11 protein-coding genes are annotated in these 15,880 nt (G+C 50.8%); 5 read left to right on the top strand and 6 right to left on the bottom strand.

All coding sequences use genetic code 11. The annotated features are described in order from the left end of the window. Positions 1-29: 29 nt before the first annotated feature. The gene (locus EGH21_RS17375; RefSeq protein WP_236035639.1) at positions 30-428 is read right to left on the bottom strand and encodes a plastocyanin/azurin family copper-binding protein; all 399 of its coding nucleotides are present in this window, start codon (positions 426-428) and stop codon (positions 30-32) included. 335 nt (positions 429-763) lie between these two features. Here EGH21_RS17375 and EGH21_RS17370 point away from each other — a divergent pair, with 335 nt between their 5' ends. Together EGH21_RS17370 and EGH21_RS17365 are read left to right on the top strand one after the other, a co-directional pair. After that, complete coding sequence (locus tag EGH21_RS17370) at positions 764-1,180, top strand: hypothetical protein (RefSeq protein WP_220619736.1); 417 nt, start codon at positions 764-766, stop codon at positions 1,178-1,180. Between the two features lie 333 nt (positions 1,181-1,513). After that, positions 1,514-2,533, top strand: coding sequence for a hypothetical protein (locus EGH21_RS17365; RefSeq protein ID WP_220619735.1), 1,020 nt, complete (start codon positions 1,514-1,516; stop codon positions 2,531-2,533). Between the two features lie 274 nt (positions 2,534-2,807). Here EGH21_RS17365 and EGH21_RS17360 read toward each other — a convergent pair whose 3' ends face one another. From EGH21_RS17360 to EGH21_RS17345, 4 genes are all read right to left on the bottom strand, one after another. Beyond that, entirely contained in the window at positions 2,808-3,197 is a 390-nt protein-coding gene (locus EGH21_RS17360; RefSeq protein WP_220619734.1) for a SpoIIAA family protein, read from the bottom strand. 56 nt (positions 3,198-3,253) lie between these two features. Then, the gene (locus EGH21_RS17355; protein WP_220619733.1) at positions 3,254-4,189 is read right to left on the bottom strand and encodes a cation diffusion facilitator family transporter; all 936 of its coding nucleotides are present in this window, start codon (positions 4,187-4,189) and stop codon (positions 3,254-3,256) included. Between the two features lie 147 nt (positions 4,190-4,336). Further along, positions 4,337-5,143 (bottom strand): recombinase family protein, encoded by an 807-nt coding sequence (locus EGH21_RS17350; RefSeq protein WP_220619732.1) that lies wholly within the window; start codon positions 5,141-5,143, stop codon positions 4,337-4,339. A 76-nt stretch (positions 5,144-5,219) separates the two neighbouring features. Further along, positions 5,220-7,010, bottom strand: a complete 1,791-nt coding sequence (locus EGH21_RS17345) for a GmrSD restriction endonuclease domain-containing protein (protein ID WP_220619731.1) — start codon at positions 7,008-7,010, stop codon at positions 5,220-5,222. Between the two features lie 147 nt (positions 7,011-7,157). On the opposite strand from EGH21_RS17345, the gene EGH21_RS17340 reads away from it, so the two are divergent. From EGH21_RS17340 to EGH21_RS17330, 3 genes are read left to right on the top strand one after another with little or no spacing between them, the layout of a single operon-like run. Then, positions 7,158-9,182, top strand: coding sequence for a type I restriction-modification system subunit M (locus tag EGH21_RS17340; RefSeq protein WP_220619730.1), 2,025 nt, complete (start codon positions 7,158-7,160; stop codon positions 9,180-9,182). Then, positions 9,182-10,504, top strand: coding sequence for a restriction endonuclease subunit S (locus tag EGH21_RS17335; protein ID WP_220619729.1), 1,323 nt, complete (start codon positions 9,182-9,184; stop codon positions 10,502-10,504). Before EGH21_RS17340 ends, EGH21_RS17335 begins: the two co-directional genes overlap by 1 nt. Next, positions 10,504-13,956, top strand: coding sequence for a DEAD/DEAH box helicase family protein (locus EGH21_RS17330; RefSeq protein ID WP_220619728.1), 3,453 nt, complete (start codon positions 10,504-10,506; stop codon positions 13,954-13,956). The genes EGH21_RS17335 and EGH21_RS17330 overlap by 1 nt, the downstream gene beginning before the upstream one ends. Positions 13,957-14,114: 158 nt before the next feature. Here EGH21_RS17330 and EGH21_RS17325 read toward each other — a convergent pair whose 3' ends face one another. Beyond that, positions 14,115-15,875, bottom strand: a complete 1,761-nt coding sequence (locus tag EGH21_RS17325) for a hypothetical protein (RefSeq protein WP_220619727.1) — start codon at positions 15,873-15,875, stop codon at positions 14,115-14,117. Positions 15,876-15,880: the final 5 nt, after the last annotated feature.

The raw sequence follows: 15,880 nt of genomic DNA, 5'->3' as shown, positions 1-15,880 counted from the left end.
TCGACACAAGCTATCGGTCATACCGTACATCATCCGGTGAAGTCTTCATAAGATAGCGAGCCCTGATTAACGATTGTTTGACTCTCTGGGACAGAACCGTCCGGTGGCATACTCCCCTGAGCCGGTCCACCAGGTTCACCGACCACAATGCGGCCAACCATTCCAATGGTTTTGTGTGGGATACAGAAATAATCGTATGTCCCTGTTGTTTCAAACGTATGATTAAATGTGGCCCCTTGCGCATTGAGAGTGCCACTATCGAAAGAGTCAGCACCCGCAGGAATGCGCGTTACCGATGCCGAAGTAGCCTCCTCAGTGTACGCTGTCGCTGAATGACGGCCACCCCGGATTTCAAACGTGACAGTCTCACCAGGCTCGACGAATAATCCGATTGGGTCAAAATAGTACTCACCGCCCTCAGTAATCATCAGGACAGTGTTCGGCTCTCTAGTATTGGTCCGGTTGCTACCGTTTTCTTCCGCAGAGCTGCATCCAGCGAGGCCAATGACTCCACCGGTCGTTAACAAGCCGGTAGTTTTGAGAAGTTGTCTGCGCTCCATACTGGTCAATATACAGTACCTGATTATGAGACAGGTGCGGCTTCCCACATCATAGGACATCGCCATGCGTTGATATACCCGAACCGCGATAGCCGAAATAGAGAATAGCGCACAAATGTTGGCAGTTTCAGCGCTGCTAGCCCCAGTGTCGAGATACGAAGTGAATAGGACTTACCCAACTTCCAATGGATGCAACGCCTATTATGATTGAGCAGAGTGGCACAGACTATTCTGTGTTTAGAGAGTTCACTGCCATCGAAATCGTCGGAACGGTACTTCCGGTCCTTTTGCTGATTATCGTCAGTACGATTCTCTTCTCGTGGCCACCAACCGTACTGGCATGGTTCTCTTGTGGGGTTGGAGGACTCATACTGGTGATATGGACGGGCCGGGCACCCACAATTTCAGTCACTGTACTCGACTGGCCTCGTCCTGAGTCAGGAGCGGATATCGTCATAAACGCCATCGCGTACAACGGTGTACTAGTTCTTGGAACAGTCATCGCAGAGATTGTATGGCAAGTTTCAACGACGGTGCTACTCGCTGCACTGGTCGGTGTATTCCTCCCGTTTTGGTTCCTCAAACACATTCAGTTCATCGCCTTCATGGATTCCGGATGAACATGAAACGCAAATACAAGCGTCTAGCATACAAGCATCGCAAGCAAAAGAGCGAATCGACAGAGTGGTTTCAGAAATCCCGACGACGACAACGGAATTCGAAGGGTGTACCAGTGGATGCAAAACGATGGACCCAAATTCTATAGTACTATGAGTACGGGAACCCGGTCTCAGTGGCAGATACAACCTGGGTCAGCAAATACTCGCTCGACTGGCGTCGGGGTTCGGACAGGCACGGTGCTTGTCTCCTGTATTATTGCATTGACACAGGTCCCAACCGCGTCAGCACATAGCGTGACCGGAGCCGCTGGTCTCACAGAGATACATGGGGCCATGCTCACCCTCGTTGGGATTGCTATTGTCGGTGGAGCTGTCGGATTCAAACGACATAGTCGACTCACTCCCGAACAGGCCCTCACCGGTGTCTTTATCGGTATCGTAACAGCAGCGACGGGAGCTGTTCTGTTCGATGCACTCTCGATTGATGTCCAGTACTCGGCTGCGACTATGCCGTTTTCGCGGTCGTTGTACCCCTTGATAGCGTTCGCTGTCGGGCTTACTATCATGATTGGGAGTCTCTCAATCGGTTGGTTTAGATGGCGGACGCGCCCTCGATACACCGGACTTGGGTTCATTTTGGGGCTGTGGGTGACCTACCCATATCTCATCCCAGGACCAGCGAGTAACTCCCATCCCCTCGGATACTTGCTGGCATTGAGTCTCCCCATCGCTGTTGGGTATATCCTCAAAAAAGATGCAGCCCACGTTATTCGAGACGTCTTCCGTGACCCAGTGGCCCGGCGTTTCGGCATTGGTGTGGCGGTCGTCGTTGGGCTGTTTTTCCTCTTCATTACAGGATATCTCTCCGTATTTCCCGAAGAAGGGCTACCACACGAGCCGAAACTGGTCGTCTTACCGGTCATTTATCAACTGGTTTCTTGGCCGACACTCGAAGTTGTCCGGCCGCACATTCCGTTCTTCCTCGCAATCTCTCCAGGGCTGGTGATAGTTGTTGGTCTCCTGAGTTCGCTCATCGGATTCAATGCAGGGATTATCGCTCGGTACTGGCGAATCGAGGAGAGTGCTGGACTTACAGAGGGGACTGCAGGCACAGCGACAGTTGTTGGCTCGTGTACCTGTGGGTGCTGTGGCCCGCTGGTAGCGAAAATCGCGATTCTCGCAGCGGGGCCATCGATTGCGGCGCCACTGTACTGGGTCTTCGTTGACCCAGCATCACCGCTAGGTGTACTCTTTATCGCCGGGAGTATTGCTTTGTTCACTGGGAGTCTAGTCTACTCGATAGAATCAGCAACACGCTCCAGCGAAATTGCCGATTTCAGCCCAGCAGACTGAGAATGTAGTGAAACCGAGAGAGTCCTACGACACGCCCAAAAGTTTGGTCAGCAAATCCCACCCGACAAACCGAGGGGTCCGCTCACGGAATGCTTCATACTCTTCGCCATAGTGTTCCCGCAGCCATGGCTCTTCAGCAAATGGGAAGAGGGCAGAGACGACAATCGTCAACGTTCCGTGTATCGCTACTTTCTGGGAATCCGTCGCGATTATAGCGCCGACGAGAAACGAATGAACCCCACACTCTGGGGATTACGCGTAACCTGAGAGATTCTCATACTATCTCACCGTATTTGACCCAGCGAAGTGCTTCGTCGCGGTCATCGACATCGAAATACCGCATTTCCGTCGGTGCAACGGGCCAGAGAGGACGAATCACCTTCCACAATTCATAGAGTAGCCTCGCCCACACGTTGTCACCGACTGCAGCGTATCGCTCGATGGCGAACTCCGATCCATATCGTAGGTCAGGAATCAGGCCGGCGAGGTGTGTCAGGAACGTCCACACAGTCCAGTCAGTGGTCTCCTCGTAGACATGGATCGCCCCGTATTGGATGGTTTTCTCACTTAACAACTCGTAGAACTCCTGGTACCCTGATCGTGTTCCCTTGTGCATCCGGAGCGCGATGACATTATCTTCGGTTGCCCCCAAGAGTTCATACATCGGAGTGCCAGTGTGGTCCTGGTGCGTGTCGTCGTGAGTCGTAGTTGGAGTCATCGTCAGTGAGTGTGGGCGTCGAGGCGGTCGTCGTGCTCACTGTGCAGGAATTCGATTGTGGCGTGATTCACGCCAATATCGGCTAATGCCTCGTGGACCTCTCGGCGAATTCGGTCCGCTGCGGCGAGCGTCTCGACTGCCGTCCGTAGGTGTAACGTCGCGATTGTCAGTTCGCTACAGATCTGCCACGTGTGGAGGTCTTCGATAGCTTCGACGCCGTCGATACGGAGGACAGCTGTCTCCACTTCCTCACCGGAGATGGGGCCTTTATGAAGGAAGATGATACCGCTGCCTCGCAAGAGTTTCCCAGCCGACCAGAGAACGATACCGGCGATGAGAATAGCGACAACGGGGTCGATGACTCGAAGGCCGGTGAGGTCAATCGCCACCACTGAAACAATAACAGCGACCGATCCGCCGGCATCACCGAGCAGATGATAAAACGCGCCGCGTTCGTTGAGATTCATCTCACCACCCTGGACGACATAGACCGACACGAGATTGATTACGAGGCCAGCCACTGCGATTGCGAGTGTTGGGCCTGTTCCAATATCAATCGGGTTCAGAAACCGCTGATACGACTCGTAGACGATGTAGATTACCATTGGAATCAACAGCGCACCGTTCAGAAACGCGGCGAGCGGTTCGAGTCGGTGCAGCCCATAGGACCACTCCGGCGACCTATCGTACCGGTCAGCGACGGCCGCAGCTGCAAAGGCCATCACGTACGCCAGCGCGTCAAACAGCATATGCAGCGCGTCACTCAGTAATGCGACGGAACCAAACAAGAGCCCACCAGCTAATTCAGCGACGAATCCGACCAGATTGATACCTGCTACGGCACCGAGTTTACTGATGCTATCGCCGCCGCTAACACTGTGCTCGTGACCATTCTCAGTAGCATGATCATGTTCCATTGCAATCGTCTCGTCTCTCATCCTGGACAGCCCAGAATTATTAAACTGGCTGTTAATATATGCCCAAAGCAGCATCAATTCTAATAATATATTTTGATTTAGTTAATAACATTATTCCTATGAATATGCGATGCGGAGGGTTATCGCACAGTTTGCAGGTTTGCCTAACTACTGCTGATAGCGGTAGATTTCATCGCGAACGATAGTTCGAATTTCTTGCCTGGGGAGACTCGTATCATCGGGAATATCCGGCTTCTCTAGTGCCTCGAGTTCTTCTGCGGCGGCTTGGAGGCGCTCGTCTTCAGCTTCAGCGTAGAAGTAGAGGTCACGGCGGTCGTCATAGAGGACCCGCAACGTTGATTCCGCGACACGTGTTCCATCAGCTGCGTCAGCATAGGTATAGCCTTGCTCAATGCGTTCGAGCGCGCGTCGAATAGTCAGGAACTCATCGGCGTTGACCTGGAGATAGCCGTCTTTGACATCGAACCCAGCTGGGGGCCGTCCAGTCCATCGGCCAGCCTCTTTTGCAGCGTCGATACCGGATTGAATCCGACGGAGCTTCTGTTTGTGCTCAACCCGGGCGAGGTCACCCATCACACCGGCGATAAGCTGACTCACCGCTCTGTCAACGAGGCCATCCTCAAGGCTAATTTCCAGTCCGACTTCCAGATCTTGAACGCCAGTTTCGTGACTCAGACAGAACTCGAGGAACCCGTGGATTTCGCCAGCACCGAGTCGGGAGAGTCGGGACAGCTCGTGAACGACGACTACATCCAAAGAACCGTCTTCGATATCTGAACGGAGCCGCTGGTACTCTTCACCACGGGCAGTTTCAGTACCACCGATGATGTCTGCATAGGCGTTAATCTCTGGCTCATCGTACGTGTCTCTGGCAAACTCCCGAAGTTCGTCGAGTTGTCGTTGTGGGTCTTGGTCTGTCGTCGAGACACGGGCGTAGATGCCGATTTCGGGCATACTTTCTGCGGCCTCGACCGAGTGTATAAGTTATCCACCTTTTGAGGGGTCCGTAGGAAGCACTAGGTTTAAGCTATTACATAGGTCCCAACACGGACTGCAGTTCGTCTCTGATGAGCTCCGCACGCTGTTCTATGAACATATCGAAGTTCTCTAGCTGGTGGGTCTGAGGGTCGGTCGGGATCAGATGGGTGTCGTAGAATGACTCATCCCTGCTTTTGATCCACTTCTCGAAAGGTTCGTCCTGTTTTGCCTCGTTTTCGCGGCCGGTCAGCAGCTGGAGGTTCGCTAGACGGTCGCTTTTTTCCTCGAAAGTCCGAGCGCGGTCACGGTCAATTCCCTGTTCGACCAAGTGATCTTCGCTAAGGAGATTACTCGGGAAGATATGGTCCTGGTGATACTGGATACTCCCGAAGTCTATCTGATCATAGAGGAGTGTCAACGCTAGGAACGTCCGACTTCCACCTTTCGTGTACTCGAGGACATTCTCGATCATCTCCTCGTTGAACCCCGTCATCTTTCCGAGGTCAGCGAGCTCCGCTTCAATTGCCTCAACCGGGAACCCATCTCCAGCCTGATTCCTGAGTACATCTCGAAGTCGGGTCAGGACGGAGTCAGCACTGCCCGAGAAGGTCCCATGGAGGAGTGACGAGACGAACCATCGTTTGATTTCGCGTTTTGTTTCTGCCCGCTTGCTCTCATCCCGGCGTAGTTTTTCGGCCGTCAGCCCTGTCTGCTTGAAATAATACGCGAGCGGAATGACCGCGTTTCGGCTCAGCAGTGTCTTGCCACCGATTCCAAAATAGTTGACGAGGGTTGCTGCCTCCTCGATGGCTCGCCGAATCTCCGTCCATTCTGCTTCCATTTTCGCGACGTTCTCACGCTTGAACTGGCTAACCCTGTACCGGACGGGAAGGTCAGCTAAGACGAGCGAGGATTTCAGGAGGAAGTCCTTCCCGTAACTGTTCGGCATCGGAAGCTGGGTGTTGAGGTGGTCGACGAAAGACGTGAGTTCCTCCCGGGCATCGTACTCTTGCCAGTTGGCCTGCGCAATCGAGAGCAACAGGTCGGATTTACTGAGCTGTGTGCCTCCATCATTCGTGCGAATGAATATCTCAAGGACACGGTCGATATCTTGGCGTTGCTCTTCGAAGTAGGTGATGTACTTCTGATCGTGAATCGCCCGTCTGAGATCTTGGAGGTTCTGTCTGAACGCTTGCTCATCTGCTATTTCCCGTTCGGATATCTGCTCCGTGATATAATCCTGGATGTCGATGGAGTCTGGATAATTGAGAATTGCACCCGCCCGGAACCACCAGTCTTCACTGCGCTGAACGAGGGTTTCGTCGTAATTATCCACCGAGAGGAACTTGAACTGGTATCTGGTGTTACGATCGCCGCCTTCCTCGGCTTCTGTCCGTGGATTAGAGCTGAGATTAAGATAGAGGCGTGACTTCGTCCAAGAACTCGGGTTCCGGTACCATTTGTACGGCTGCTTGTACGTGTATGTTCCCTTGAGACCGATATAAAATGAAGAGAGTCGTTGCTGTCCGTCGAGAATGAGCTTCAGATCACCAGCCCCGTCCGGTTTCGCTTTGGAATTACGGGACTGGGCATTGGTCTCAATCCACTTCGTCGAGGTAATATAGTCCTTGATGAAGCCATACATCGTATACTCGTCCCAGTTCTCTTCCTGCAGATCCCAGTAGAGGAATGTCCCAATCGGATAGCCCTGCAGAACGGAGTCAAAGAGGTCGGTTATCTGCTCACGTTCCCAGACAATCTCTCTCTGAATCGCGGGGAGCAGGTAATTACCGTTCTCGATTCGCCGCACTGCGTCCCGAATCGTCACTCGCTGATCGTACATTGCCAGTACCAGTGGTATGCTATCAGATAACAATTGGGGGGTATCTATTCTGGACCTCTTTTCGAGGGCCGCGTTCCGTTTTCGAAGGCGGAATTCAATCGTACAGCAGTGGGGGGATTTATATTGTGGAGTGGTAATGCAACTACTATGTCTGACTTCAATGAGATCTCGAACTTCGTTTGGGGCACTGCTGATCTAATTCGTGACAAATTCAAGCGAGGCGATTACGAAGAAGTCATTCTTCCGTTTGTTGTACTGAGGCGGCTTGACTGCGTTCTTGAACCAAATAACGATGACGTGCGGGAAGCCTACGAACAATATGGTGACCAGCTGAACGAACAGGCCCTCCAGGAAGTTTTGAAAGATGCTGCGGACGCACCCTTCTACAACTACTCTGAGTACACCCTCGAAACCCTGCTCGACGAGCCGAGCGACATCGAGCGGAATCTCAAGGAGTACGTCCACTCCTTCTCTCCGGAGATGCAGGAGATTCTCGACAACTTCGGATTCGAATCGACGATTGAGGAGCTCGCTAAGCACGATCTCCTCTACAAGGTCGTGAAGCGGTTCACGCAGCCAGAAGTTGATCTGCATCCCGACCGAGTCGGGAACTCCACCATGGGAGACATCTTCGAGGAACTCATTCGCAGATTCAACGAATCTCTCGACGAGAATCCAGGCGAGCACTTCACTCCGAGAGAAGTCGTCCATCTGATGGCAGAGCTGGCAATCGAGCCAGACAGAGACGAGTACGAGGAAAACCAGATCCTCCACGTGTATGACCCCTGCTGTGGTACCGGTGGGATGCTGACCGAGACCGAAGACCGAATAAAACAGATCAACGACGAGGTTGAGGTCTGGTCGTTCGGTCAAGAGGTCAATCCCCAGACACACGCCATCGCCAAGTCAGACATGTTCATCAAAGGGGAGGACGCCACAGCAGCAAACAATATCTCAGACGGCTCTACCCTCGCTGAAGATGCGTTCCCGGACAAGCAGTTCGACTACATGCTCGCCAATCCCCCATACGGGAAAGACTGGAAAAGCGACAAAGAAGCCGTAGAAAAGGAATACGAGCAGGGATACGGAGGCAGATTCGGAGCGGGGTTACCCTCCAAGACCGATGGTCAGTTCCTTTTCCTGCAAACAATGTTGTCCAAGATGCAGGATCCTGACGACGGGAGCAGCAGAATCGCCTTCATCTCTAACGCGTCACCGCTCTTTACGGCAGACCCCAACGTCTCGGACAGTAAGAACGAGTGCAGTATCCGAAGATGGATACTCGAAAACGACTGGCTCGAAGCACTGATCCGGATGCCGGACGAGCTCTTCTACAACACCAAGATTACTACCTATGTCTGGGTGCTCTCTAACGACAAGCCCGAAGAGCGAGATGGGGAGATCCAGCTAATAGACGCGTCCGGTGAAGAGTTCTGGACTTTGATGGATGACAACAAGGGAGACAAGCGGAAAGAACTCACTGAAAATCAGATTCAGGAGGTACTCGAACTCTACAGAGAAAACGAGGACTCGGAGAACTCCCAGATCCATCCTGTAAGCGAGTTCGGCTACAGGAAAGTCCGTATCGAACGTCCGCTACGCAAGAACTTCAAGGCCTCCGAAGACCGGATCGAGCAGATCAAAGACGAAAGAGCATTCAGCAACCTCTCCGGCAGCGAAGAAGGCGAACAAAAGCAGGAAGCCATCATTGAAATGCTGCAAGGGATTGATGATGAGCTATACAAGGACAGGGGAGAGTTCGAGGAGAAACTCGACGAAGCAATCGAAGAAGCAGGTCTCGACCTCAAAAAATCCGTCCGCGGAAATATCTTCAACGCGCTTGGGGAGAAAGACCCTGACGCAGAGATCGTCCGCGACAGCAAAGGCCGACCAGAACGCGACACAGACCTAACCGAATACGAATACGTCCCCCTGGACAAAGACGTTCGAGACTACTTCGAGGAAGAAGTAAAGCCCTACCAGCCACACGCCTGGATCAACGAAGACATGACAGATCCACAGGAGGGTGGACTAGGCAAGATCGGTTACGAGATCAACTTCAACCGCTACTTCTACGAATACGAACCACCCCGGCCACTCGAAGAAATTGAGGAAGACATTGAGGAAGTAGAACAGCAGGTCGTCGACATGATCCAGGAGGTGACCGAGTGATGCAGGAAACTCAAAAGACGACTATCCAGGAGTTTGAATCAGAGGGCAACGGTCGCTATGGCAAATACCCTAATTATAAAGAAATAGATGGTTCTTTGCTATCTGTCCCTGACCACTGGGAAGTGAGGCGACTGAAGTTCTGTGCTAAGATCAACCCTTCAAAGAACGAAGTAGAGGATTTAGATCCGGAAACAGAGGTTACTTTTCTGCCTATGGAGGATGTATCTGAACAAGGCGAAATCAATCACGGGGAGACCGAACTGTTAGAAGATGTTATTGACGGGTATACATATTTCAGGGAGGGGGATGTCTTAGTTGCAAAAATAACACCCTGCTTCGAGAACGGGAAGGGTGCATTAGCCAAAAATATAAAAAATAACATAGGTTTTGGAACGACGGAGTTTGTTGTCTTACGGCCGGACGATGAGTTGAATAACGAGTTTCTCTACTACGTAACAGCCTCAAATCTCTTCAGAAAGGTCGGAGAAGGTCAAATGAAGGGTGCAGCAGGCCAGAAACGCGTCCCAGATGAATTCTTTCAGAACTTTCCTCAACCCCTTCCTCCCAAAGAAGAACAATTAGCCATTGTGAATTTCTTAAACAAAGAAGAAAATAGAATAAATAAATTGATTAGGGAGAAAAAGAGGCTGATTGATTTACTGAGAGAGAAGGAAGTCTCTCTAATCAAAAACCTAGTCAGTAATGGGATTAAATCTAACAGAAACGTTAAACAAAGTGGGGTTGAATGGCTAGGGGATATTCCAGAAGATTGGGAAGTGCGAGATCTCCGTTACATCGCTGATATTGACACTGGCGACAAGGACACTAAAGACGCCATTGATGATGGCGACTATCCATTCTTTGTACGCTCACAGACAGAAGAGCGAATTAATTCATACACTTACGATGGAGAGGCAGTTCTCACCGCAGGGGATGGTGTAGGTGTTGGAGAGGTATTCCATTATGTCAACGGGAAGTTTGACTATCATCAAAGGGTTTACAAAATAAGCGATTTTCCAGATGAGATTGATGGGAAGTATCTCTATTACTATCTTAGGGCAAATCTCAAAATGGAGATATTCAAAAACAATGCAAAATCTACTGTAGACTCGCTTCGAATGCCTATGTTCAAGAGCTTTCCAGTTGCGTTCGGAAGTCTAGAGGAGCAGCATGATATTGTTAACCTCTTAGACAAACAAAGTAAAGAGACAGATGACTTGGTTAATAAGGTCCGAGAGGGCATAGACCGGCTAAAGGAGTATAGAACTGCTCTTATTACGAATACTGTTACTGGGCAAATTGATGTCCGGGGTGAGGTTTGATGTCTAAAAAGCTGGGTGAGCGGGAGTTTGAGGACGTTATTGTCGAGGATTTGACTTCGGAGGATACGACTTGGGAGGAAGGCGAGTTAGAACCACTGTATGAGCGATTTGATCCTGGTGGTTACCGTGAACGCGAAAACCGCCATTACGACAAAGAACTCGCCCTGATCCCGGAGGATGTCTTGGAGTTCGTCAAGGCGACCCAGCCCGACGAGTGGGAAAAGCTGGCGGATTTCCACGGTGAGGGTGCCGAGAATAAGTTCCTGAATACGCTCGATAGACAGATCAAACGGAAAGGTGCAATCCACGTACTCCGAAACGGTTTGAGGCTTAGCGGAGCGAGATTCCAGCAACTCGCTTACTTCGAACCAGCCACGGACCGCAACAAGAGAGCAGTCGAAAACTACGAGAAGAACATTTTCTCGGTCATACCAAGACTCACCTACAAATCGGGATCAAATCTAGAAGTCGATCTCGTGATCTTCCTGAACGGGATTCCGATTTTCACGGCTGAGTTGAAAGGGGAGTACACTGGTCAGGATGTTATCGATGCTAAGGATCAGTACCGTACGGACAGAGATCCGAGAGACAAGCTCTTGAGCCCTGGTCGTTGTCTCGCTCACTTCGCCGTTGATCCCGAGGAAGTGTACATGGCTACCGAGCTGGATGGCCAGGATACCTACTTCCTCCCGTTCAACAAGGGATACGAGGATGGTGCCGGCAACCCGCCGAATCCCTCTGGCTACCGGACGAGCTACTTCTGGAAGTACCTGCTGAGTCCGGACAGCGTTCTCGACGTCGTCCAGAATTTCATAACCGAATTTCGTGAGCGAGATGATCAAGGGAATCTGAAAGACTCCGAGTTCCTTGTTTTCCCACGGTACCACCAACTTCAGGCTGTACGGCGGAGCGTCGTCGATGCGAAGCAGAACGGTGCGGGGCAGCGATACCTCATCCAGCACAGCGCAGGCAGCGGGAAGACCTTCACCATCTCCTGGCTCGGACACCAGCTTGCCGAACTCCACAACGATCAGAATGAGCCAATATTCGACTCAGTAATCGTCATCTCCGACCGGAGAGTACTCGATGACCAGCTACAGCACCATCTGAAGCAGTTCTCTCAGGTCGAAGGGGTCGTAGCCAACGTCGAGGACAACTCCCAGCAGTTGAAGCAGGCGCTCGAAAGCGGGGAGAAAATCATCGTTACCACGATCCACAAGTTCGACTACATCGTTGAGGAGATGCAGGATCTCTCCAAAAGAAACTTCGCTGTCCTGATAGACGAGGCTCACTCCTCCCAAACGGGCGAACTCAAAGACAGTCAAACGAGAGCCCTCTCCGAGGAATCCTCTATTGAAAGCGAAGAAGATGAAGATGAGGTCTCCGTTCAGGATCGGTTAACTCAGGACATGGAGGGGAGGGGGGTCCTCTCGAACGTCAGCTCGTTCGCCTTCACCGCCACGCCCAAAGAGAAGACTCTTGAGATGTTCGGTGAAGAGACCGAAGACGGCGGGTACGAGCCGTTCAGCCTGTACAGTATGCGGCAGGCTATCGAGGAAGGATTCATTCTCGACGTTTTGCAGAACTACACGACGTATCAAGACTACTTCAACCTGCTAAAAACAATCGAGGATAACCCGGAGTTTGAGGAATCCAAAGCGAAGAGACTACTTAAGTCATTTGTCGACAGTCACGACCTCGTTATATCCAAGAAGACCGAGATCATCGTCGAGCACTTCGTGGAAGAGGTGATGCATCGGATCGACGGGAAAGCGAAAGCGATGGTCGTCACGGGGTCGAGAGAACAGGTTGTCAAGTACAAGAGGGCATTCGACGAGTACCTTTCCGAGAACGGCTACGACTTCGAGGCCTTGGCTGCCTTCTCTGATTTCAAATACGAGGGCGAGAAACTCACGGAGAAGAAGGTAAACAAGGACCTCGATACCAAGATTGAGGACCGATTCGAGGACGATGACGCTCGGATTATTATTGTCGCCAACAAGTTCCAGACTGGGTTCGATCAGCCTCTTCTGCACACGATGTACGTCGATAAGAAGCTCGGAGGGGTGAGGGCTGTCCAGACCCTCTCTCGGCTTAACAGAACCCATCCGGATAAGGAAGATACGATGGTCGTTGACTTCAAGAACGACCCGGAAGACATCCAAGCCGCCTTCGAGGACTTTTATACCAAAACGAGGGTCAAGCAGGGGACTAACCCCCAGCTTGTGTACGATCTTGAGGATGACATACGCGAATTCAGACTGTTCGAAGACAGCGAGGTTGAGGAGTTCACCGAACTCTGGTACGGTGACGACACTACCCAAGATCAGTTGAGTGCTGTACTCGACCCCGTCAAAGAACGGTACAGGAGTAAGGAAGAGGAGACTCAAGAAGAGTTCCGCAAGAAGCTGCGGGACTTCATACAGCTCTACTCGTTCCTCATCAAAGTCGTGAACTTCCGGGACGAAGAACTGCACAAGCTCTATCAGTTTTCGAGGGTTCTGTTCCGGAAACTGGATGTGGAGCGGGGGGAGATGCCGAACGAGGTCAAGCAATTCGTTGACCTGGAGCAGTACCGCATCAAAGAAGTTGCTTCTGAGGAGAATCGGTCGCTTGAGAAGTCAAACGGTGATCTGGGACCGACTCACAAGTCGAAAGACGGGACGGCCAGGACTGAGGAGAAGAAGTCTCCGTTGGAGAACATCGTTGAGATGCTGAACCAGCAGTTTGGGTACGAAGTTGATGAGCAGGATAAGGCCTTCATCAAGCATCTGAAGAAACGCCTGGAAGAGAATGACGCGTTGAAAGAGACTGTGAAGAAGAATAGCACTGAGAAGGCCCAAATGAAGTTCGAGAACGTCACTCGACAGGAGATGCTGGATATGATTGACCAGAATACGAAGTTCTTCAACAAGGCCACAAATGATGACGAGTTTGCAGAGGTATTCCAGAGCTGGCTATTCAATCAGTTCGTCAGCTCTTCCAAGCAAGATACTCGGGGGCTGATTGAGAAGGGGCGAAGCAAGACAGTCGAATTCGAAGAGCATCTCCTGCCTGATACGGAGTCTGACGCCCTCGCAAAAGAAAGAGTCGCTCAACATGTTGCTGCATTTGCTAATGCTGCAGGGGGCCACCTGATCATTGGCGTCGACAAAGACGGGAACGTTCAGGGTCTCGAAAAGGATTTCAAATCAATCACGAAAGGACAAGAAGGGTTCAAAAAGCAGCTTGAGAACGCTCTGGCGGAGCACTTGGGTGAAACGTTTGCTACACAGAAGACCGGCGTTCAATTCGAGACTTTGAGCGAGAAGTCGGTATGTGTAGTGAAGGTAGAACCCAGTGACGAGCCCATCGAATTCAGCGGAGATGAGTTATTCGTCAGAAAGGATAGCGACACGAAACAACTCAGTTCAAGCGATTCGGAAGAGTACGTCAAGAGGCATTTCAGATAATCTGATTTGGAGTAGGTCGATCTGTATCATTGATGGCTGGGCGACCGATTGTTGTACAGCGTTTGATTAGGTTGGAAAAATGGATATGAGTCTCAAATTGATCTCGCAATCCCGGAACGTTAGTGCTGGTTGAAAATATAAATAATTGTGTTAGGTTACTACGCAGACGGAATTTGAGTGATGAAATCTGTGATGCTTAACGCCTCAAGCGTAAGCAGGGCCGCTATGCATAACACTACAAGTATCAATATGTAGTATATCAGCAGGTCAAGGGCGAACCCGTATTTCACCTTAGCCTGATTGGGATCTTTATTCCTAATATTCCACCACCACCGGAACGGCCGTCCCCACCAAGGAGAAGTGGTTTCAAGACCGATACCACGCTGGGTGAGCTCCTTATCACTGAAAAAGTTCTTGTAAAAATCAACCTGTTCTGTCTGAGAACCAACAAGATCTATAAACTGATTTCTGATGCCAAAAATCCGTCGGAGAGTAATCAAACAATAGACACCCAACAGCGTAGCGACGCCAATATATGTGGGTGTGGGTGGAAGAAGATCATCCAAACGGAATACGACTGTGGCTCCAATAATCACAATGAACGCAAATGTCCTGAATAGGTCGCGAGACAGATCGTTCATTAGCTCGGATCTAAGTCTAACATATTCGCTCTGGATGTTGAAGGCGCTCTCGGTCAGATCTTGCCGGAATTCAAAGAACTCATCCACGCTCTCTTTTACATAGAATTGCCTATTTGATTGGGCTGAACTCAATATCGGCTCGGCATCAGTGATTAACTCAGCAAGGGTGTTGGCGTATAATGTCGCGACATTGCGTACCACTGTTATTCTGTCATCCGCTCGTGCATCATAGATCCACGAATACAGCGCGTAGATATCCTTGACCAGTTCAGCAGTGATTTCAATCGTCGCTGAATTCCCATTGGAAGACACTGTGATCTGCTCACTCGCCGACTGCACTACCTCCCCCTCGATGTACTGGCGGCCCTGAATTCGCACTCGCCAGGTTGAGTCATCGACGAATTCGGCTGTGTTAGCAATAGCTAAAATCGAGAAGATTACAACATACGGGTTAAACAATTTTTTTGCCTCAGTCTCTAACTCTTGGTCGCTAGAAATATTGAACTGAAAAAAGGAGGGTGGTAGGAAACGAACCTCTGGCTCTTGGATTAGTGTTTGGCGCCGAATTTTCTCCATCTGGTCATGCCACTTACTTGACTGACCCTCGTTTACGTCGTATTCGTGAAGACGTGACAAGGCGTAGATGGAGAGTCCATCGCCTGTGACGAAATTGTCAAGTGACAGAATAACCACCAGGGAATGAGTGTGTCTATCATCAAGCAGCTTACCTCGTATTTCGGCGATACTGGTGTCGGAAATTTCGCGTTTGAATGTATCCAATTCGATATAGAAATGGACCGAAATACTGTCTACAGTCAGTTCGTTGGCGAGGGCTCTCTCTATCTCGTCGAGGGGAAGTGTATATTGAATATCGACCTGGAATTGATCGACAGTGTGGAAAAGCTCTAGAGCTTCTATAATATCATCCGTAGTACTAATCGTATTATCCCGTAACCCAGCCAAGACATCTATGAGAGCGTCTTGACCCCGATAGAGGTCATCAATCGCCGAGGGTCCATTCCGATCCCGTGAACCCGTAATTGAACCAGTCGATGGATTGTAATTGATGCTGTATTGTTCATCAGCACCAATTATCTCAAATTTCAGCGGACGGAGCCTGGCGAACTCAGACAGCTCTTCTGTATCAGCGATCAAGTCTTGGGATGCCTCAGGCGAGACATCGTCTGCATTGAGTGTCAGAGCCGCGTACCGTTCCGTTAAGGAATCGTCCCAAGATTCGACAAACGAAGATAGGGACCCCTTCAGTTCCTGAAACATCTACT

Origin of the sequence: Haloarcula rubra (assembly GCF_019599465.1) — an archaeon.
Lineage (GTDB): Archaea > Halobacteriota > Halobacteria > Halobacteriales > Haloarculaceae > Haloarcula > Haloarcula rubra.
This window is presented reverse-complemented; position numbering and strand designations above follow the sequence as displayed.